Source organism: Variovorax sp. OK605, from assembly GCF_900115445.1.
Classification (GTDB): Bacteria; Pseudomonadota; Gammaproteobacteria; order Burkholderiales; family Burkholderiaceae_C; genus Variovorax.
Genome location: NZ_FOWL01000016.1, coordinates 136,140 through 155,771, shown reverse-complemented (window position 1 = coordinate 155,771; position 19,632 = coordinate 136,140). Strand labels below are relative to the sequence as shown.

Annotated in this window: 20 protein-coding genes, 4 tRNA genes and 1 pseudogene; 7 read left to right on the top strand and 18 right to left on the bottom strand. The window is 64.0% G+C overall.

Annotated features, from left to right (window positions below):
• The first annotated feature begins 53 nt into the window (after positions 1–53).
• Both BM013_RS31765 and BM013_RS31760 read left to right on the top strand, forming a co-directional pair.
• Positions 54–1,019 carry an SDR family NAD(P)-dependent oxidoreductase gene (locus BM013_RS31765; protein ID WP_093132563.1) on the top strand — a complete coding sequence of 322 codons (966 nt, stop codon included), beginning with the start codon at positions 54–56 and terminating at the stop codon, positions 1,017–1,019.
• Between the two features lie 181 nt (positions 1,020–1,200).
• The gene (locus BM013_RS31760) at positions 1,201–1,677 is read left to right on the top strand and encodes a RidA family protein (protein ID WP_093132561.1); all 477 of its coding nucleotides are present in this window, start codon (positions 1,201–1,203) and stop codon (positions 1,675–1,677) included.
• Between the two features lie 241 nt (positions 1,678–1,918).
• Here the strand turns inward: BM013_RS31760 and BM013_RS31755 are convergent.
• Positions 1,919–2,569, bottom strand: a pseudogene (locus tag BM013_RS31755) (phage portal protein); the annotation flags it as partial.
• Positions 2,570–2,571: 2 nt separating this feature from the next.
• On the opposite strand from BM013_RS31755, the gene BM013_RS31750 reads away from it, so the two are divergent.
• Complete coding sequence (locus tag BM013_RS31750; protein WP_256221798.1) at positions 2,572–2,970, top strand: hypothetical protein; 399 nt, start codon at positions 2,572–2,574, stop codon at positions 2,968–2,970.
• Between the two features lie 46 nt (positions 2,971–3,016).
• Here the strand turns inward: BM013_RS31750 and BM013_RS31745 are convergent.
• The 6 genes from BM013_RS31745 to BM013_RS31720 all read right to left on the bottom strand — a co-directional run bounded on the left by BM013_RS31745 (position 3,017) and on the right by BM013_RS31720 (position 7,762).
• Positions 3,017–3,104 (bottom strand) — tRNA-Ser (locus tag BM013_RS31745).
• A 42-nt stretch (positions 3,105–3,146) separates the two neighbouring features.
• Entirely contained in the window at positions 3,147–4,409 is a 1,263-nt protein-coding gene (gene hemW / locus BM013_RS31740) for a radical SAM family heme chaperone HemW (RefSeq protein WP_093132557.1), read from the bottom strand.
• Complete coding sequence (gene rdgB, locus BM013_RS31735) at positions 4,409–5,008, bottom strand: RdgB/HAM1 family non-canonical purine NTP pyrophosphatase (RefSeq protein ID WP_093132555.1); 600 nt, start codon at positions 5,006–5,008, stop codon at positions 4,409–4,411. Before rdgB ends, hemW begins: the two co-directional genes overlap by 1 nt.
• Before the next feature lie 48 nt (positions 5,009–5,056).
• The gene (gene rph, locus BM013_RS31730) at positions 5,057–5,788 is read right to left on the bottom strand and encodes a ribonuclease PH (RefSeq protein WP_093132554.1); all 732 of its coding nucleotides are present in this window, start codon (positions 5,786–5,788) and stop codon (positions 5,057–5,059) included.
• Positions 5,789–5,844: 56 nt separating this feature from the next.
• The gene (locus tag BM013_RS31725; protein WP_093132552.1) at positions 5,845–6,750 is read right to left on the bottom strand and encodes a PP2C family protein-serine/threonine phosphatase; all 906 of its coding nucleotides are present in this window, start codon (positions 6,748–6,750) and stop codon (positions 5,845–5,847) included.
• A gap of 4 nt (positions 6,751–6,754) precedes the next feature.
• Positions 6,755–7,762: a serine/threonine protein kinase gene (locus BM013_RS31720; RefSeq protein WP_093132551.1), complete on the bottom strand. Its 1,008-nt coding sequence runs from the start codon at positions 7,760–7,762 to the stop codon at positions 6,755–6,757.
• A 91-nt stretch (positions 7,763–7,853) separates the two neighbouring features.
• Here BM013_RS31720 and BM013_RS31715 point away from each other — a divergent pair, with 91 nt between their 5' ends.
• The 4 genes from BM013_RS31715 to BM013_RS31700 all read left to right on the top strand — a co-directional run bounded on the left by BM013_RS31715 (position 7,854) and on the right by BM013_RS31700 (position 12,001).
• Positions 7,854–8,777: a YicC/YloC family endoribonuclease gene (locus BM013_RS31715; RefSeq protein ID WP_093132549.1), complete on the top strand. Its 924-nt coding sequence runs from the start codon at positions 7,854–7,856 to the stop codon at positions 8,775–8,777.
• A gap of 11 nt (positions 8,778–8,788) precedes the next feature.
• Positions 8,789–9,409: a guanylate kinase gene (gmk, locus tag BM013_RS31710; protein WP_093132547.1), complete on the top strand. Its 621-nt coding sequence runs from the start codon at positions 8,789–8,791 to the stop codon at positions 9,407–9,409.
• A gap of 39 nt (positions 9,410–9,448) precedes the next feature.
• A complete protein-coding gene (gene rpoZ, locus BM013_RS31705) occupies positions 9,449–9,652 on the top strand; it encodes a DNA-directed RNA polymerase subunit omega (RefSeq protein WP_007835875.1) in 204 nt (67 codons plus the stop codon).
• A gap of 93 nt (positions 9,653–9,745) precedes the next feature.
• Complete coding sequence (locus tag BM013_RS31700) at positions 9,746–12,001, top strand: RelA/SpoT family protein (protein ID WP_093132545.1); 2,256 nt, start codon at positions 9,746–9,748, stop codon at positions 11,999–12,001.
• Between the two features lie 13 nt (positions 12,002–12,014).
• Here BM013_RS31700 and greB read toward each other — a convergent pair whose 3' ends face one another.
• The 11 genes from greB to BM013_RS31645 form a co-directional block, all read right to left on the bottom strand.
• The gene (gene greB / locus BM013_RS31695; protein ID WP_093132543.1) at positions 12,015–12,590 is read right to left on the bottom strand and encodes a transcription elongation factor GreB; all 576 of its coding nucleotides are present in this window, start codon (positions 12,588–12,590) and stop codon (positions 12,015–12,017) included.
• A gap of 57 nt (positions 12,591–12,647) precedes the next feature.
• A tRNA-Arg gene (locus tag BM013_RS31690) sits at positions 12,648–12,724 on the bottom strand.
• Between the two features lie 116 nt (positions 12,725–12,840).
• A tRNA-Arg gene (locus BM013_RS31685) sits at positions 12,841–12,917 on the bottom strand.
• A gap of 83 nt (positions 12,918–13,000) precedes the next feature.
• Positions 13,001–13,077: transfer RNA gene (locus BM013_RS31680), tRNA-Ile, on the bottom strand.
• A gap of 31 nt (positions 13,078–13,108) precedes the next feature.
• The gene (gene hrcA / locus BM013_RS31675) at positions 13,109–14,116 is read right to left on the bottom strand and encodes a heat-inducible transcriptional repressor HrcA (protein WP_093132541.1); all 1,008 of its coding nucleotides are present in this window, start codon (positions 14,114–14,116) and stop codon (positions 13,109–13,111) included.
• Between the two features lie 53 nt (positions 14,117–14,169).
• Entirely contained in the window at positions 14,170–14,799 is a 630-nt protein-coding gene (locus BM013_RS31670; RefSeq protein WP_256221797.1) for a recombinase family protein, read from the bottom strand.
• Positions 14,800–15,152: 353 nt separating this feature from the next.
• Positions 15,153–16,037 carry a zonular occludens toxin domain-containing protein gene (locus tag BM013_RS31665; RefSeq protein ID WP_093132537.1) on the bottom strand — a complete coding sequence of 295 codons (885 nt, stop codon included), beginning with the start codon at positions 16,035–16,037 and terminating at the stop codon, positions 15,153–15,155.
• Positions 16,034–16,393, bottom strand: coding sequence for a hypothetical protein (locus BM013_RS31660; RefSeq protein WP_093132535.1), 360 nt, complete (start codon positions 16,391–16,393; stop codon positions 16,034–16,036). Before BM013_RS31660 ends, BM013_RS31665 begins: the two co-directional genes overlap by 4 nt.
• Positions 16,393–16,710, bottom strand: coding sequence for a hypothetical protein (locus tag BM013_RS31655; protein WP_093132533.1), 318 nt, complete (start codon positions 16,708–16,710; stop codon positions 16,393–16,395). Before BM013_RS31655 ends, BM013_RS31660 begins: the two co-directional genes overlap by 1 nt.
• Positions 16,711–17,995: 1,285 nt before the next feature.
• Positions 17,996–18,214: a major coat protein gene (locus tag BM013_RS31650; protein WP_093132531.1), complete on the bottom strand. Its 219-nt coding sequence runs from the start codon at positions 18,212–18,214 to the stop codon at positions 17,996–17,998.
• Between the two features lie 422 nt (positions 18,215–18,636).
• Positions 18,637–19,572, bottom strand: a complete 936-nt coding sequence (locus BM013_RS31645) for a rolling circle replication-associated protein (RefSeq protein ID WP_256221796.1) — start codon at positions 19,570–19,572, stop codon at positions 18,637–18,639.
• Between the last annotated feature and the right edge of the window lie 60 nt (positions 19,573–19,632).

Sequence of the window (19,632 nt, the reverse complement as noted above, 5' to 3'; positions counted from 1 at the left end):
ATGCCTCGTGGGTCCTTTCGACTTGGCTTTACCCCTCACAAAGGAGCTACCCATTGGAACATTCGATCGCGCTCGTCACCGGAGCCACTTCGGGACTTGGTCATGCTGCAGCCCGCTCTCTTGCCGAAGAGGGCTGGCGCGAGATCATCATTACCGGGCGCAGCCTGACTCAGGTCCAGGCAACGGCCGCTCAGCTCTCGGCTGAGGCCAAAAGAAAGGTCTTCACGCCGCTGGAGCTGGAGCTGGAGCTGGACGAGGCGTCCAGCGTTCAGGCCGCCCTCGCTGAACTCGTCAAGCGAGGTCGGCCGATCGACTTCCTGCTGCTCAATGCCGGAATGGTTCCAGGCAAGAAACGCGTGCTCACTGCGACTGGCATCGAGGCTTCTCAGGCCCCGCTTATTGGCCATCATCAACTGACTGTTGGTTTGCTTCGCGCCAACCTGCTGAGCCCCAACGCACGGATCGTTATCACCAGCGCGGAGCCTGCCCGCGGGGGCGTGCCCATGTTCAAGTACACCGACGCGTTCGCCTTCGCGGCCAAATACTTCCGGGGCGACCAAACCGCCGCTGTCGAAGCCCTGATACGCAGCGGGCCGCACGTGAAGTACGCGCCCAAAAATGCATATGCCGACGCGAAGCTCATTGTCGCGTGGTGGGCCGCGGCGCTGGCGCGCCGGCTACCCTCCGGCATGGCCGTGTACGCTGTCTCGCCCGGTGCGTCGAACGCCACCAATGTGGCGCGAAACGCTGGCCCGTTGTTGAAGTATCTGATGATTCCAATCGTGAACCTCATTCCCGGCATGAATCAGGCGCCGGAGACTGCGGCCCGTCGGTACCTCCAGGCGTCGGAGTTCGGAACGGACGCCTCAGGGCAATTCTTCGCCTCGGCTCAAGGGAAGTTCTCAGGGCCGATGGAAGTGCAGCTCCAACCACATCTTCTCGATGGCGCCAACCAGGAAGCCGCGTGGCAGGCGGTCGTTAATGTCTCAGGAGTGGGCTTGTTGCCCCGTGAGCTTTGAGCACAGTATTCTGAACGCGCGCCGGCCGCTGTGAAAGGGTCGCGGCGACCGGAATCACCATGCCATTGCGGAGTTGCAAGATCGACCCTCGGACTTGCAGCATTCTGAATTAAACAGTTCAAAACTTGCTTGCCCGTGACTTGCGCGACCTGCAGGCCGTATTCCTGTTGTCTCGACATCCATGGGCAACCGCGCGCAACCACCTCGCAGATTCAACACCGGAGAGAACATGCCAACAGAACCAACGAACGACGCTGATGTATCGGTCACCCGTCTCCACCCGTCATTTCTATTCGACATGTCCGCGCGAGGCTTCGCGCAGATCAGCGTGGCGGAACCCGGCCGCTTGGCGTTCCTGTCGGGCCAGGTCGCAGGCGCCCCCGAGGGGGAACACATGCCGCCCGATCTTGCCTCCCAAGCACACGTCGTCGCCGCTCAACTCAAGAAGGTGCTGACTGAATTGGGCGCCTCGGCAAGCGACGTCGTCATGGTCCGGCTTTACGTGGTGAACGCAACGACCGAACGCTTTCAACAGGCGCTCGCGCCACTTCGCGATACGTTCAGCGGCGGCAAGCCGAGCATCTCCACAATTGGCGTGCAGGCGCTCTTTGCGCCGGACTATCAACTCGAGGTCGAGATGGTCGTCAGAGTGCCCTGAGCGTCGGTGACGTGCCCCTCGGCGTTGTGCCAAGTGGATGGGCCCGCTCGCCGATCGCTCACCTCGGATTCATTCAGATTTGCGCCAGTCGCGAGCCCGCAGGTCGATGCAAGCGCGCCACACACGAGTGGATCCGATGGCGCGATCGAAATTTGCGAAGGTTCAACGACGCGCTACGCGCAAATTGGGTTGCGCGGGCGGTGCAATCGAAGGATGGCCCCGAGGTTTTAAACGCTAAGGTTCATTGACGTTCCGCAGCCAGCCGCGGCGGCAAGACGAACCGCACCAGTTCCTCCCCGGCCCAGTCGTTGAGTTCTCGGAAGCGCTGCATCAGTGGCAGGATCTCGTTCTCGACGAACACCGCGAGTGCGTCGGGCGCATTGCCGAAGCCGCCGGCGTTGGTGGGCACGATGCCGAGCAGGCCGGGCGGCACGCGGTGAGCAGCGAGCACGTCGTCCTTGCTGACGTTCTTGATGGCCGCGAAGTCGTCCTTGGCCGCCGCCTCGCTGACCGGTATCAGCTTCAGGCCGTCGGCCTTGCCCCCAGGCGCATGCAGAAACAGGTTGCGGAAGTTGCCCGGACCTTTCGCACCCTTGAGGGCTTCGCGCAGCGCGTCGGCGTCGGCAGTGCTGACCTGCGCATCCGACAGGTACAGGATGAACCCCGCATGCGATCCGTTGGCGTAGTACTTGCGCCGGAACATCGTGGCCGCCTCGTTGAGCCAGGCCGACTGCAGCGCGCTGATGTACTCGGGCAGCCCATGGATTTCTTGGTTGACGTCGTCCTCGCGAAGATGGAACAGCGAGCCAGGCTCAAACTCATGCTCCTGCAACCAGCCGCGCACGAAAAAGTAGCTCCCTGGCTCCTGCCCGCGCCGGGTGAACTTGGCCACCCGTGCTCATCACCCGCGGCGATGGCGACCAACACCGCTGGAGCCGTGCTGACCGCGATGCATACAGTGGCGTGCGCGCTTGGTACAACAACCTGAAGACCGGGGGCCGCAAGGCGGTGGTGGCCGGCATCAGCGGCAAAGCCAAAGAACTGCGTACCACCTTCGCCAGCGAAGCGGATGCCCTGGCCGTCGCGCGCGCCCAGTGGATGCGGATCCAGCGGGGGATCTTCGACTTCGAGATAACCCTCGCCTACGGCCGCGCGGACAACCTCCATCGCAGACAGTTCACGAGATCGCTTCGGCATTGCTTCCTACCGGCCATACAACAGGCCATCCCAAAAGCGCTTGCGCGGTGTGTTACGGCTGCTCAGAACGGCAGAGTCTATGCATTTCACCAATGAAAAACGCGCCCTGAGGCGCGTTCTGGCATCTTGAAAATGCTTGTCTTGGCGGAGAGTGTGAGATTCGAACTCACGGACGCTTTCACGTCGGCAGTTTTCAAGACTGCTGGTTTAAACCACTCACCCAACTCTCCGGAGCCGGCGATTCTAAGCCGCTGGCGCCACCCTCATTCGCCTCAGTCCGCATCAGGCAAGAACATCGCCTGCAAGTCACTCAAAAAATCCAGCCCGCGCTCGGTCGGCCACACGCGAAACAGGTCGCGCGCCACGAGCCCCTTGCGCTCGGCTTCTTCCAGCCCGCGCTGGATCGAGGTCATGGCCAGCCCGGTGCGTTCGCTGAACTGCGGCAGCGTGAAGCCCTGCTTCAGCCGCAGCGCGTTGAGCATGAATTCGAACGGCAGGTCGGCCAGCGCCACTTCGTCGCTCTGCGACACGGCGGCGCCCGCGCGCGCGTTGTCCATGTACAGGCGCGGCTCGCGATAGCGCACCTGGCGCACGATGCGGTGCGCAAAGCTCAGCTTGCTGTGCGCGCCGGCGCCAATGCCCAGGTAGTCGCCGAACTGCCAGTAGTTGAGGTTGTGCGCACACTGGTGCCCCTCGCGCGCATAGGCCGACACCTCGTAGCGCGACATGCCGGCAACGCCGGTGCGCTCGGTGATGCGGTCGAGCATGGCGTAGGCGATGTCGTCCTCGGGCAGCACGGGCGGGAACTTGGCGAACCAGGTGTTGGGCTCGATGGTCAGGTGATAGATCGAGATGTGCGGCGGCGCAAGCGCCAGGGCCTGGGTCAGGTCGGCGTCGAGGCCTTCCATGGTCTGGCCCGGCAGCGCGTACATCAGGTCGAGGTTGAAGGTGTCGAACGCGTGCGCGGCCTCTTCGAGCGCGGCGATGGCCTGCGCGCGGTCGTGCACGCGGCCCAGGGCCTTCAGGTGCTCGTCGTTGAAGCTCTGCACGCCCACCGACAGCCGCGTGACGCCCGCCGCGCGGTAGGCGCGAAAGCGGTTGCGCTCGAAGGTGCCAGGGTTGGCCTCGAGGGTGATCTCGCAGTCGGGCGTGAGCTTCAGGCGCGCGCGCACGTCGCCCAGCAGGCGGTCGATGGCTTGCGGCGAGAACAGGCTGGGCGTGCCGCCGCCGATGAAGATGGTGTGCACGCTGCGGCCCCAGATGAGCGGCAGCGCGGCGTCGAGGTCGGCAATCAGCGAATCGATGTAGGCCTGCTCGGGAATGCCGTCGATGTCGGCCTCGCTGGCGGCACGCCATTCGTGCGAGTTGAAGTCGCAGTACGGGCACTTGCGCAGGCACCACGGCAGGTGGATGTACAGCGACAGCGGCGGCAGCGCGGACAGCTGCAGCGGGCCGGGCCGCATCCAGTGCAGCACGTCGTTGGCCTGCGGCGCGCCGGTGGGCTGCGCCGGTTGGATAGGGAAGACGGTTGCCATTACAGCCAGCGTTCGCGCATCAGCGCCAGCATGGCCTGCGCGGCGCGGCCGCGGTGGCTGTTGGCGTTCTTCACTTCGCTCGTCAGTTGCGCAAAGGTCTTGCCGAAGTCCGGCAGGTACATGACGGGGTCGAAGCCGAAGCCGTTGTCGCCGACGGGCTCGGCCGCGATCTCGCCGACCACGCGGCCCACGGCAATGAGCGGCTCGGGGTCGTCGTGGCTGCGCAGCGCCACCAGCGTGCTCACGAGCGCGGCGCGGCGGTTGACCACGCCGTCGAGCTGCTCGAGCAGCGCCTTCACGTTGTTGGCGTCGCCCTTGGCGTAGCCGAATTGCGTGGCGTAGAAGGCGGTGTCGACGCCCGGCAGGCCGCCGAAGGCATCGACGCACAGGCCGGCATCGTCGGCAATGGCCGGCAGGCCGGTGGCGGCGCTGGCGTGGCGCGCCTTGGCCAGCGCGTTTTCCACGAAGGTGCGAAAGGGTTCCTCAGCCTCGCCCACGCCCAGCGCCGACTGCGGCACCAGGGTGACGGACAGCCCGGCAAACAGCTGCTGGAGTTCGGCGAGCTTGCCCGCGTTGTTGGAGGCCAGAACCAGTTTCATAGACAGTCAAAGTGGCTGTGACGCACGTTCGACGTGCGCCAGTAGCTATTAGTTCGATAGCAGCGCCTGCTGCTGCAGGGTCACGAGTTCGCCGATGCCCTTTTCGGCCAGGCCGAGCAGGATGTTCATTTCCTCGCGTGTGAAGGCCACGCCTTCGGCCGTGCCCTGCACCTCGACGAAATGGCCGGCGCCGGTCATGACGACGTTCATGTCGGTGTCGCAGGCCGAGTCTTCGGTGTATTCGAGGTCGAGCAGCGGCGTGCCGTCGACGATGCCCACCGAGATGGCGGCCACGTGGCCCTTGATGGGCGAGGCCTTCAGCGTGCCGGCGGCGAGCAGCTTGTTGACGGCGTCCTGCGCGGCCACGAAGGCGCCGGTGATGGCCGCGGTGCGCGTGCCGCCGTCGGCCTGGAGCACGTCGCAGTCGAGGTGGATGGTGCGTTCGCCCAGGGCGGCCAGGTCGAACACGGCGCGCATCGAGCGGCCGATGAGGCGCTGGATTTCCTGCGTGCGGCCGGTCTGCTTGCCCTTGGCGGCTTCGCGGCTGCTGCGGGTGTGGGTGGCGCGCGGCAGCATGCCGTATTCGGCGGTGACCCAGCCTTCGCCGCTGCCCTTCTTGTGCGGCGGCACCTTTTCTTCGACGGAGGCGGTGCACAGCACGCGCGTGTCGCCGAATTCGATGAGCACCGAGCCCTCGGCGTGGATGGTGAAGCCGCGGGTGATGCGCACGGCGCGCAGCTGGTCGGCGGCACGGCCGCCGCTTCGTGTGAAAACGGTCATTGTTTGGGAACCGGAAAAGGAAAAAGTAAAAGCCGCGCGCTCAAGCCCGGTGAGGCTCAGGTCTTGCGGGCGGCAGAGCGGCGAATGGCCTCGTTGATCTCGGCAATGGAGCGCTCGATGGCGTCTTCGTCGAGGTCGTCGATCTCGCTGTCGGAGGGCATGCCGGCCTGGATGGTCGAGGCGAACACGCCGTCTTCGATGGTTTCGGTGGACACGCCGCTGCGGTCGTCGGCGCTGTCGGGCATTTCCCATTCGAGCGCGATGAGCGTGACGTTGTCGCTGTGGGCGCCGCCCTTGCGCAGCGCCATCTCGGCGAGGTCGGGCGCGGCGTCGGACACGGGCTTGCCGGAGGACAGCGTGTGGACGATGAGCTCGTCGTCGAGCACGCCCCAGACGCCGTCGGAGCACAGCATGATGCGGTCGCCGCGCTGCAGCGTGAGCGGGGGCGCCACGTCGAACAGCGGGGTGGTGGGCGAGCCCAGGCAGGTCAGCAGCAGGTTGCGGTTGACGGGCGCGTCGGAGCCGGTGGGCTTGGGGCGCTCGGCGTGCGAGTGGTCGCGCGTGCGCACCAGCAGGCGGCCGTCGCGCACCACGTACAGGCGCGAGTCGCCGCAGTGCATCCAGGTGGCGGTGGCGTTCTGCAGCACGGCCGCGACGACGGTGGTGCGCGGCGTGTCGAGCATGGCCTTGTGGCTGGCGTACCGCATGATCTGCTGGTGCGCGGCCATGGCCGATTCGGCCAGGAAAGCCTTCACGTCCTTCACGGTCGGGCGCGCCTCGCGCTGGTAGAGCGCGGCGATGGTCTGCAGCGCGAGCTGCGCCGCCACTTCGCCTTCCGGGTGTCCGCCCATGCCGTCGGCCAGCACGAACAGGCCCGACTCCCGCGTGTAGCAATAGCCCATGCGGTCTTCGTTCTTGACACGACCGCCCTTGCGGCTGACCTGGAAGACGGAGAATTTCATGATGTCATGCAGGGCGCGTGGTGGGCGCAGCAGCCTTGGGCAGGCTCTTCTTGTCGAAAGAGCGGATGTTGTCGAACGACAGGCGCACTTTCTCGCCCACCGTGAGCTTGGTGTAGCGGCGCTCGCCCTCGCGGCTGAGCTCCTTCTGCAGCGCGAAGACCGATTGCGGGCGCGACAGCGGGTCGAGCGACATGCACCACTCGACCACTTCGATGAGGTTGTCGGAGTACACGCCGCGCAGGCGCGACAGCGACAGGCTGAGCCGGTCTTTCTCGATGCGCCGCGGCGCATCGTTGGGCGGGTAGCCCTGCATGCAGGCGTAGATGCAGGCGCCGATGGCGTAGATGTCGGTCCACGGGCCCATGGACGAATCGCGCCGGTACATCTCGGGGGCGGCAAAGCCGGGGGTGTACATCGGGCGGATGAAGATGCCTTCCTTGCTGAGCACTTCGCGCGCGGCGCCGAAGTCGATCAGCACGGCGCGGTCGTCGTCGGTGACGAAGATGTTGGCCGGCTTGATGTCCAGGTGCAGCATCTTGTACTGGTGGACGATGCGCAGGCCGCGAAGGATTTCGTCGAACAGCGAGCGGATGGTCGATTCGCGGAACACCTTCTGCTTCTTGAGGTCGCGCGCCGTGACCACGAAATCCTGCAGGGTCGCGCCCTCCAGGTAGTTCATGACCATGTAGACGGTCTCGTTCTCGCGAAAGAAATTGAGCACGCTGACCACCGAGGCGTGCGAGATCTGCGCGAGCGAGCGGCCTTCCTCGAAAAAGCTCTTCAGGCCGAGCCGGTAGAGCGACAGCTTCTCGGGCGGCACCTGCGGTGCGAGCTCGCCCGGCCCGCGCGTGGCGAGCGACGAGGGCAGATATTCCTTGATGGCAACTTGCTGCCCATTGGAGTCGATGGCGAGATACACGACGCCGAAACCACCCGCTGAAAGCCGGCGTATGACGCGGTATCCGCCGATGACCGTATCGGGCAACAGGGGCGTAGGCTTGACCTTTGACATAATCCGGGAGTTTCGCCCGAAGGCGATGGTGCGGCAAGCGAACGCCGTGCCGACGCCTCGGTGCATGCAAGCAAAACCACAGTGAGGCGCAATGCCAGTTTACAGCATGACCGGCTACGCCAGCGGCCAGAACGGGTCCGCAGGCAGCCACTCCGAAGCCGAGGCACGGCCTGCCGCCGCAGGTCGACTCGGGGTCGAAATCCGCTCGGTCAACAGCCGCTTCCTCGACCTGACCTTCAAGCTGCCGGAAGAACTCCGCCAGCATGAAACCGCCCTGCGCGAGCTGCTCACGGGCAAGCTCAAGCGGGGCAAGGTCGAAGTCAGGGCGGCCATCGAGACCACGGCGCAGGCCGGCGTTGTCGAGCCCTCCGTCAAGCTGCTCCAGCGGCTCAACGGGGTGCAGGACAGCATCAAGGCCTGGCTGCCCAGCGCCCGCGAGCTGAGCGTGGCCGATGTGCTGCGCCTGGCCGGCGGCGACAGCGCCGCCCGCGGCGACTGGAGCGCCGACCTGCTCGAGGTTGCCGGCAAGGCGCTCGACGGCCTGATGTCTGCCCGCCAGCGCGAAGGCGCCCGGCTGGCCAAGATGCTCGAGGCCCACCTGGCCCAGCTGCGCACCCTGGTGCAGCAGGCCGGCCCGCTGGTCCCCCAGCTGGTCGAGCAGCAGCGCACCCGCTTCCTGGAGCGTTGGCAGGAGGCCATGGGCCTGACCGCTGGCACCGGCGGCACCCTGCCCGAGGCCGCCCAGGACCGCGCCCTGACCGAAGCCACCGCCTTTGCTATTCGCATCGACGTGGCCGAGGAACTGACCCGGCTGAACTCGCATCTGGACGAGATCGAGCGGCTGCTCAAGAAGGGCGGCGAGATCGGCAAGCGCCTCGATTTCCTGATCCAGGAGCTGCACCGCGAGGCCAACACCCTGGGCTCGAAGTCGGCGGCGCTGGAGCTCACGCGCATCGGCGTGGACATGAAGGTCCTGATCGAGCAGATGCGCGAGCAGGTGCAGAACATCGAATGACGAGCGAAAGAATGGACTACCCCGGCAATATCTTCGTGGTGGCGGCGCCCAGCGGCGCCGGCAAATCGAGCCTGGTCAAGGCGCTGATGGAGCTCGATTCGGCTGTGCAGCCTTCGGTGTCGCACACGACCCGGTCGCCGCGCGGCCAGGAAAAGCACGGCCGCGAGTACTTCTTCGCCTCGCCGTCGGAGTTCGACGCCATGATCGCGGCCGACGGCTTCGTGGAATGGGCCCATGTGCACGGGCACCGCTACGGCACGTCGAAGCGGGCCGTGGAAGAGCGGATCGCCCAGGGGGCGGACGTGATTCTCGAAATCGACTTCCAGGGCGCGCTGCAGATCCGCAAGACCTTCGCCAACGCGGTGATGATCTTCATCCTGCCGCCGAGCTGGGAAGAGCTGCGCTCGCGGCTCGAGCGGCGCGGCGAAGACAGCGCCTCGGTGATCGAACTGCGCCTGAAGAATGCCGCCGAAGAGATGGCCCGGGCGGGGGAATTCGACTTCGTTATAATCAACGAGGTATTTGAGCGCGCGCTTTTCGATCTGAAGGTGATCGTCCACGCTCAGCGGCTCCGGTATTCCGCGCAACGCCGTGCGCGTGCCGACACATTTGCCGCACTGAACATCCCCTGATATCCGAGTTCACCGCTCACCGACAGAAAGATTCTCATCATGGCCCGCATCACCGTCGAAGATTGTCTCGTCAACATCCCGAACCGTTTCCAGCTCGTCCTGGCCGCCACGTACCGTGCGCGCATGTTGAGCCAAGGTCATGCGCCGAAGATCGAGAGCAAGAACAAGCCCGCCGTGACCGCCCTGCGCGAAATCGCCGAAGGCAAGATCGGCCTCGAAATGCTCAAGAAGGTGCCGGGCTGATCTGACGCAGCCCTGCAACGAAAAGGCACCGCAAAGCGGTGCTTTTTTTATGTCCGGACGCGTCCATACAGCGGTCACGCTAAAGTGATAGACATGAGCGCGGTAGCCAAATCTCAGTCCCACGCCCCCAAAGGCGCGCCCAAGCCCAGCCCGGCGGCGCTGAATGCGGCCGCCGCAAGCTTCGCTGCGTTGACGGCGCGCCTCGATTACCTGAGCGCCGAAGACACCGAACAGGTGCGCCGCGCGTACCGCTTCGCCGACGAGGCCCACCTCGGCCAGCTGCGCAACAGCGGCGAGCCGTACATCACGCATCCGATCGCGGTGGCGGCGCAATGCGCCGAGTGGAAGCTCGACGCGCAGGCGCTGATGGCCGCCCTGCTCCACGACGCCATCGAGGACTGCGGCGTCACCAAGCCCGAACTCATCGAGCGCTTCGGTGCCCCGGTCGCCGAACTGGTCGACGGGCTCACCAAGCTCGACAAGCTGCAGTTCAACACCCGCGAAGAGAACCAGGCCGAGTCGTTCCGCAAGATGCTGCTGGCCATGGCGCGCGACGTGCGCGTCATCCTGGTCAAGCTGGCGGACCGCACGCACAACATGCGCACGCTGGCCGATGCGCCGCGCGAAAAGTGGGCCCGCATCTCGCGCGAGACGCTCGACATCTATGCGCCCATCGCACACCGGCTCGGACTGAACCAGACCTATCGCGAACTGCAGGAACTGTCGTTCCGGCATCTGAAGCCTTGGCGCTACGCCACGCTGTCGAAGGCCGTGGCCAAGGCGCGCGGCCGCCGGCGCGACCTGATCCAGAAGGTGCAGAAAGAGGTCGAGACCGCGTTCTCGGCCGCTAGCATGACGCTGCGCATCGCGGGACGCGAAAAGACGCTGTACTCCATCTACCGCAAGATGGAAGAAAAGCACCTGAGCTTCGCCCAGGTCACCGACATCTACGGTTTCCGGCTGATCGTGCCGAACGTGATCGCCTGCTACACCGGGCTCGGCATCCTGCACCAGATGTACAAGCCGCTGCCGGGCAAGTTCAAGGACCACATCGCCATTGCCAAGCTCAACGGCTACCAGTCGCTGCACACCACCCTGGTGGGCCCGGCCGGCGTGAGCGTGGAGTTCCAGCTGCGGACCGAGGCGATGCACGTGGTGGCCGAATCCGGCGTGGCGGCGCACTGGCTGTACAAGGCGGCCGAGCAGAATGCGGCCGGCAACGACCGGCTGGGCACCAAGTGGCTGCAGTCGCTGCTCGACATCCAGGATGAGACACGCGACGCCGCGGAGTTCTGGGACCACGTCAAGGTCGACCTGTTCCCGGATGCGGTGTACGTCTTCACGCCGAAGAGCCAGATCATGGCGCTGCCGCGCGGCGCCACGGTGGTCGACTTTGCGTACGCCATTCACAGCAACATCGGCGACCACACTTCGGCCGCCCGCATCAACGGCGACCAGGTGCCGCTGCGCACCGAACTCAAGAACGGCGACGTGGTCGAGGTGATCACTGCGCCGGTGTCCACACCCAACCCGGCCTGGCTCGGGTTCGTTCGAACCGGCCGGGCACGCTCCAAGATCCGCCATTACCTCAAGACCCTGGCGCATGCCGAGTCCGAAGGCCTGGGCGAAAAGCTGCTGGCGCAGGCGCTGCGCGCCGAAGGCCTGAGCAAGCTGCCCGAGAACGACGAGGAACATCAGCCGCTTTGGGAAAAGCTGTTGCGCTTCACGGGCAACCGCACGCGCTCCGAGCTGCTCACCGATATCGGCCTGGGCAAGCGCATCGCCAGCATCGTGGCGAAGCGGCTCGTGTCGATGCTGTCGGAGTTGGGCGAACGCCCCGACGCGTTGCTGCTGAGCCGCGAGCGCTTCATCTCGCACGAAACCGTGTCGCAGGGCGCGGTCACGCTCGACGGCAGCGAGAACTCGTCGGTGCGGTTCGCGCTGTGCTGCCGCCCGATTCCCGGCGACCAGATCGTCGGCTACCTCGGACATGGGGAAGGCCTGGTGGTGCACACGGAAGATTGCGGCGTCGGCCAGCGGCTGCGCCACAAGGACAGCGAGCGCTTCTTCGCGGTCGAATGGGCGGACGAGCCGACGCGGGCTTTCGAAACCGGCGTGGTCATCACCGTGCGCAACGACAAGGGCGTGCTGGCACGCGTCGCCGCCACATTGGCCGACGCAGAAGCCGACATCACGCATGTGGAAATGGCCGACGAAACACCGCAGGACTCGACCGACCTGCGCTTCGTGATCGCCGTGCGCGACCGCACGCACCTCGATGCCGTGCTGCGCGCCGCGCGGCGAACGTCATCGGTGCTGACCGCCTCCCGGACGGTTCCAGCGCCCTGACTCAGCCCGTGGACTACGCCGCGGCCGGGCCTGGCGCGGGGTAGCTCACCGACAGAATCTCGACCTCGTGCGCGCCACCGGGCGTCACGAGTTTCACCACATCGCCTTCGCGCGCCTTGAGCAAGGCCCGCGCGATCGGCGAAATCCAGCTGACCTGTGACTTCGCGCTCTCCGCCTCGTCGATGCCGAGGATGGTGACCGAGCGTTCGTCGCCCGATTCGTCGGCGTAAAGCACCGTGGCGCCGAAAAAGACCTGGTCCCGGCCGTGATGCACGGAAGGATCGGTGATTTCCGCGATCTCGAGCCGCTTGGTGAGGAAGCGGATGCGGCGATCGATTTCGCGCAGCCGCTTCTTGCCGTAGAGGTAGTCGCCATTTTCGGAGCGGTCGCCGTTCTTGGCGGCCCAGTGCACGGTCTCGACGATCTTCGGCCGCTCCTCGTCCATCAGGTGCAGCAGCTCGTCGCGCAGGCGCGCGTAACCCTCGGGGGTGATGTAGTTCTTGCCGCCGGCGGGCAACGGCGGCAACCCGCCATCGGCGCCGTCGTCATCTCCGTCGGTGTCTGATTCCTTGGTGAATGCCTTGCTCACGCAAACTCCTCCAAAAAGAAAAAAGCCCGCAACTTTCGTTGCGGGCTTTTTATGTAGTGGTGCGGCTGGCAGGAATTGAACCCACGACCCCTTGGTTCGTAGCCAAGTACTCTATCCAACTGAGCTACAGCCGCACAGCTTGCAATTATAGCCCGCTTTTCTCGGTCTTTCTGGAATCATCAGGCCGATCGACACGAAAGCCTGAAAAGAAAAAAGCCCGGAAGACGAATCTTCCGGGCTTATTCATAGTTGGTGCGGCTGGCAGGAATTGAACCCACGACCCCTTGGTTCGTAGCCAAGTACTCTATCCAACTGAGCTACAGCCGCTGAGCCTCCGATTATAGCCCGTTTCTTGGCTCATTCATCGAAGTGATGCACAAACATTGCCGGATGACGACAACAGGAGGCAGTGGTAGGCCGTGATGGGCTTGAACCATCGACCAACGGATTATGAGTCCGCTGCTCTAACCAACTGAGCTAACGGCCCACGCGGCACGGATTCTATTCGCCGCGGCCGCCTACTTGCGATGGCTCAGCGCGTTGCTCACCAGGCGCGACGTGATGTCGACGATCTGGATCATCCGCTCGTAAGGCATGCGCGTCGGCCCGATCACGCCGAGCGTGCCCACGACCTGCCCATCGACCTCGTAGTTGGCGCTGACGATGGAGAGTTCCTCGAACGGCACCACCTGGCTCTCACCGCCGATGAAGATGCGCACGCCCTCGGCCTTGCTCGAGACATCGAGCAGCCGCATCAGCTGTGCCTTCTGCTCGAAGAGTTCGAAGGCGCGGCGCAGTTGTCCCATGTCGCTGGAGAAGTCGCTCACTGCCAGCAGGTTGCGCTCGCCGGAGATCACCACGTCGTCTTCCTGCGCCTCGGTCAGCACTTCGGAGCTGACCTGCACCGCCGCCTGCATCAGCGTGGCGATTTCGCCGCGCAGCTTCTCGATTTCGGACTGGAGCTTGTCGCGCACCTGCTCGATCGTCAGGCCCGCATAGTTCGCATTGATGTAGTTCGAGGCCTCGACCAGCTGCGACTGCGAGTACTCGGCCTCCGGAAAGATCACCCGGTTCTGCACATCGCCGTCGGGCGACACGATGATCACCAGCAGGCGCTTTTCGGACAGCCGCAGGAACTCGATCTGCTTGAACACCGACGCGCGCCGCGGCGCCATCACCACGCCCACGAACTGCGACATGTTCGACAGCAGGTGCGCCGCATTGGCGATCACCTTCTGCGGCTGGTCGGGCGCGAGGCTCGGCGCGCTCATCTGCTCGCGCTGCGCGGTCAGCATGGTGTCCACGAAAAGGCGGTAGCCGCGGTGCGTCGGGATGCGTCCGGCCGAGGTGTGCGGACTGGCGATCAGCCCCAGCGCCTCGAGGTCGGACATGACGTTGCGGATGGTCGCGGGCGACAGGTCGAGCCCCGCCGAACGCGAGAGCGTGCGCGAGCCGACGGGTTGCCCGTCGGCGATGTAGCGCTCGACGAGCGTCTTGAGCAGCAACTTGGCACGGTCGTCCAGCATTGCAAGATTTTAGTGTTGTACGTAAAAAAATTCGGTCGCCGACGACGAAAAGACTAGCCGACTCTGCGATACCGAGGCCCACCCCAGCCACGCCGCCCGATTCCTGCGCGGATCAGCGATGACCTCACAGCCGTGGGCGACACGCCCAGCAACGCGGCAACTTCCCCCAGAGTGAAACCTTCTCGGTACAGCCGCGCAGCCAGGTCGGCAACATCATCAGTGACCAACGGTTGTCGACCGAAAAGCACACCGCGCGCCCTTGCGGCCACACGGCCCGCCTCACACCGTTCCCGGATAATCGCCCTCTCAAGCTGAGCAACGGCTCCCAAAATCTGCAGAACAAACTCACCCATCGCAGACGAAGTATCGATCGGCTCAGTGAGGGACTTAACTGAACAGCCCGCCACCTTCAAGCGGTCGAGCAGATGCAGCAAATCCTTTAGGCTGCGCGCAAGCCGGTCGAGTTTGTAAACGACAAGCGTGTAGCCAGGTCTCAGCGCAGCGAGAGCACGCTGCAACTCAGGGCGGGGGCCTATTCCACTGGTTTTTTCAGCATAGATGCAACGAACACCGGCGCCATTCAGCGCGTCGAGTTGAAGCCTGGTCTCCTGCTCGCTGGTGGAGACTCGGGCATAACCGATGAGCATTCTTTCCCTCGATCCTTTGGCGGCATCTTCTTGCACCGCTCAAGCAAACGTTGAGCCTCAAAACGACACTCTGGCGGACTGGACAACCCACAGTGACGACGAAGGCGAAGACCATCACGCGGGTCGTATGGTTGCGAAACTGCGGTCGTGGCGAGCAACCAGATGACCAAGCCGAAAAAGCGCTTTGGCATGGCATCAATGTAACGCCTAGATACACAGATTGCTTGAGCCTCGTGCCGAAACGCCGGGTACAGGGTGGGCGAAGGTCTCCCCCCGCAAGCGGGTCCCCGAACTTCAGGCTTAGCAATGATGGGGCGGACGAAAGGGGGTGACGAACTGACACGTTCGGCGAAGGCGGCACGCGAACCGTCCGCCCCGCTAGCGCAGGGCTACCGGCCCGCGCTTGCCCTCGCGTATCGAGCCATGACGTCGAGGCGTTGCGAGGGCGGCAACTGACGGCACAGGCTGACGACGCGTGCCCACCCCGGGTCAAAGGTCTTCGGGGCCTGCTTGGCGGGTTTCTGAGGCTTGGTGAGGGCTAGCCATGCCCGAGCCCAGAAACCGAGCTTCTCGGGCGCGAGAAACCGCCCCTCGACATGCCAGGGGGACAAGACAGAGTGCGAGCCGTGCGCATAGTCCTGCTTGAAGACCTGTCGGGTGTCGTAGCAGCCCTCAAGGTCCTTGCCGGTGTAGGTGGCGCGATCTGCCGCCATCTCCTGCGGGTTGGTGCCCATGCGGGCGACAGCCAGGTGAAAGCGCGGCAGATAGCCCGCCTTGTCGCCGAACAGAAGCGCCAGCAACCAGCCGACGAATGGGATACGCACCTTGTCGAATCGCGTGTGGCGCACCGTCTGCTCAATGAACGACTCGCGCAACTGCTTATCGACCTGAAGCACGTTCTGCATGATGTAGTAGGTGTCCCACCCATGCTTACGCGCGTGAGCGAAGAAGTCGAGCGTAGCGGCGCGTTCCTTGTCCGCGAACGTGCGCGTGTTCAGCCAGGTGCCCATTTCATCGAGGAACAGCCCGCCGTTGAGATCTTCGTCGTAGCTCTCGGGATTGCCATGGCCCGCGGCAAGCAGATCGAACGCGGTGGGCTTGTCGGGCACACGAACGTAGGTCTGTTTCGAGTGCACACCGAACATGGCCTTGAGGTCAATGTCGAGGTTCGTCGCACACCTGCGCTTACGCTTCAGGTAGCGATCCCTGAACAAGCGAACGGCGTTCTTGCTCTTGCCAGTGCCCTTCTTCCCGGTCAGCGCGTAATCGGTCATCCGCGACCCCAGTACAACACGCCGATTTTCTGCATCTTGAAGACCTGACAGGCGACCCACACCGAGGCCAAGCAAGACATGATGCCGCCCGCATTCGCCGGAATGAAGATGCCGAGGCCAATCCAGAAATACCGCGACCAGTTCGACTCGCCACCGGAACCGCCACCAGAACCGCCCGTGAGGTAGCCAGACAGCAGAGTCAAGCAGCCGCTTACAGCGAGCGTGAACCCGGTGACAAGGCTAAGAAAGACAACGTAGCCAGCGATGCGCATCGCAGTCTGAGCCAGCATCCAGCGGCCAAAGAAATTGGCGAGCGCAACGACAGCCCAGCCGAGAAAAGTAGCAAGTAATGGCATCAGAGAACCTCCTTAATCCACCGGAAACAGAGAAAGAGCGCAGCCGCAGCCCAGATATAAGCCATGACCGCGCGCATGCCGTCTGCGACGGGACACGGGTCAATGCTCTGCGCGAAACGGGCAGGCAACACGAAGGCTTCGCAGGCTTGGACCGGAGGGGCGGACCAGAGCGCTTTGAATCCCTCAAACATCCCCTTGTCAGCAGTGCCAGCAGCAAGCGTGCGCTGAGCGTCGGCCTTACTTTTGTAGTCGTCAATCTTCTGATCGGCCTCGGCAAACGACACCGTCTGCGGCGTACCCGTCTCATCGACCTTCACATTGCAGATCGGCTGACCAGGCGCACCGCAGGCGTCAGGCTTTTGGTCTGCGCCAACTCCACTAACACCGGTGCCCGTCGCAGTACCGCCAGCACCGCCGCCCTTGCCCCCCGCACCGGCAGCAGCAGGACCACCAGTGGCCGTCCCACTCCCGGTAGTAGGAGTTCGTCCCGCGCTGCCGGTACCGGAACCCTCACCAGTCGCAGGTTTGGCACCTGCGGGAGGGTTACCAGCGATGGGGGTTGCACCAGGTGCAGCACCTAGCGGCGTTGGCGTAATCGGCTTCGCAGCAGTGCCGACACACACAGGCTTGCCATTGCCCAGATCGCCAACGGAACCCGGGCAGTCGGGAGGCGGCGCATCCTTCTTGGCACCGGTATCAGCCGTGCCCATCGTGCACTCTTTCCCCAGGCCCAGACTAGGGTAATCGACCGAGCGCCTATACAAGCCGTTCGCGGTTGGCGACTGACTCACATACGGCTGAACACCAGGACCACTGATCTGGAGAGACACCGCACATCCGCTATCGCAGACCTCACCGCTCACAGGTGGCGTCATGATGCCGCCGACAGCCTGCCGGTCCCCCTCATCGGGCGTCCGGGTGTAGCCCTCTGTCCAACTCAAGACGCCGACAAAGCCGGTCTTAGACGTGCATTGATTTGTGTGAGGAACACACTGCCCGCCGCTCTCATCGTAAGTAGGGTTGCACTGACAGCCACCAGCTACAGGCGTGCTGTTTGCAGGACATGCATTGCCGGTAGATTGCTGGTAGACGTTTGAAAACCGCTCAAGAGATCCGCAACCGGCAGAGGCCGTACATTGCATCAGATATTTCACGCCAGCCGAAGGCGCATTACCGACCACGCACGAAGTGACAACCCCGGAGCTAAACGTGGCCGAATTCTGCACAAGAGACCGCGCCAAGCCAGCAGCACACGCCGCCTCAAGTGTGGACCGATAGTCATCCTGCGGCGGCGTACTTTGATTCACAGCCGCAGCACCGTACAAGTACGTCGGCAACGTAGGCACCAACGCATTGGCCAGGCCACACCAGAACAGCGCGGCAACAACCAACCACCTCACCATACCTGACTCCCGCAGGTGCCGATGACCGTGCCACATGCGCGAATGCGATCCTTGAACGGATCGGCTGGCCGGTTGGTGGCTGCACAGGCAACGAGAGCGAGAACAAGAAAGGCGAGCGCGATGCGGTCCATAGTGGCTCCAGACGTTTACCACTGCACACCCCGAAGGGTGCACAACAGAAAAGGCCCGAGGCTGATGCTTAGGCCGCGCCGCGAGCGCGCTTGATCCACTTCACGCCGATCATGATGCCCACGACCGTGACAGCCAGGCCGAACATGACGGGGCCGAAGCCCGTGGCGCTGGTGCTCAGACCCGTGACAGCCGCGAGCGCATCGGTAGGATCGGCTGCGTGGGAAGCACCGGCAACAAGTGCGCCAGCCAGGCCGACCAAGGGGGCGAAACGAAATTGCTTGTTCATGTCTTCTACTCCATAAAAAACCGCGACGTTGCGGCGTTGAGCCCTGCACGCAAGGCTCAGCGCTGAAACCTCAGGCTGCGTAAAGCGTTCGCTTGATCGCCCTCACCTTCCAGCCGAGGACGTAGCCAGTCATCCACGCCAGCAAAAATACGCCGACCATGGTCATTCGGTGCACTCCTTCGAACAGCCATGCATCGCGGGCATGACAGAAGTGACAGGTACCGCCGCCTGCCACGGGTTCTTCCACTTCGAGACCAGGTGCACAGCACCCCACGCGAGGCCCACCACGACGACCCATGCAGTGATCCGGGCTTTCATGCGGTATCCCCTGCGAGATAGCCAAGGCCGAAGGTGATGACGGTCGAGACGGCGTAGAGCACGTCCATGAGCGTTGCAAACTGATCGGTGGTCATCGCAGCTCCTCAATGCACCGTGACGGACTCGGCGAGCCACGAGAACGGCCCAGCAGGTACACCGGCCTCGTTCCCGAAGTCAAAGCGCGCATTGGTCCGCACTCGGATAAAGCTCTGAAAACCGCCGCCTGTTGGTGCGAACTCAGCCTCGAGAAGCTGGCCGGTCTCAGCATTGATGTAGCCGCCTCCCTCCGCAGGTCGGAAGCGGTCTTGAACCGAAGCATTGCCCTGCACATACGCAGGCCACAGAACCCAGCGCTTGAAAGCAGCGCCAGGAGCATCCAAGCCTCCGATGCCGTAAATACGTGAGCCACGGGGGAAGCCTCCGATGTTCTTGCTCTCGACCTTGCTGGCGTACTTCATGAGGTACGCAACAGGTGCAGTCGCTTTGAGCGTGTTGGTCATCCCATGGGGCCACCAGCCGCGCCGGTCGGCCTGCGGCATGCGAACCCCTGCGGGCAGAAAGAAAACGGCGTGGTAGTGGATGACGGCACGCTGTTGCAGCTCAGCGACCCACACGTAACGAAGGCGCTCGCCGGGGCAGCGGTCCTTGAACCAAGCGCGCACGTTGCGGATGTAGTCCGACACGTGGCGCGGCTTCCAATCGTTGTTGTCGCCCCGATACGTGAGAGTCACCATCACGTTGTTCTCGCCGGGGCCTTCAGCCAGGTTGAGAAGCGCCTTTGCGCCGACGCCGACACCTTTGCGCAAGCGCGTGACACGCGCTTGATGACGGTCGATGGTTATGCATTCCTCAGCCCACCGCATGGCGGTAGGAAGGCATGCAAAACCACTTGTTGATACTGAGACAAGCCCGCGCGCTGCGCGCGCTTCTGCGACCTCCATATCGCGCGCGGTTTGACGCTGCGAGAACGCGCGCAGCGCATCCATGGAGGCCGCACGAGCGGCATTGACCTCTGCTTGTCGGACGCCGAGGTAGGTCATGCTCGGCGCTCCTCAACAGTAGCCGTTCCAAGCACAGGAAACGGCGTGATAACCAACAAG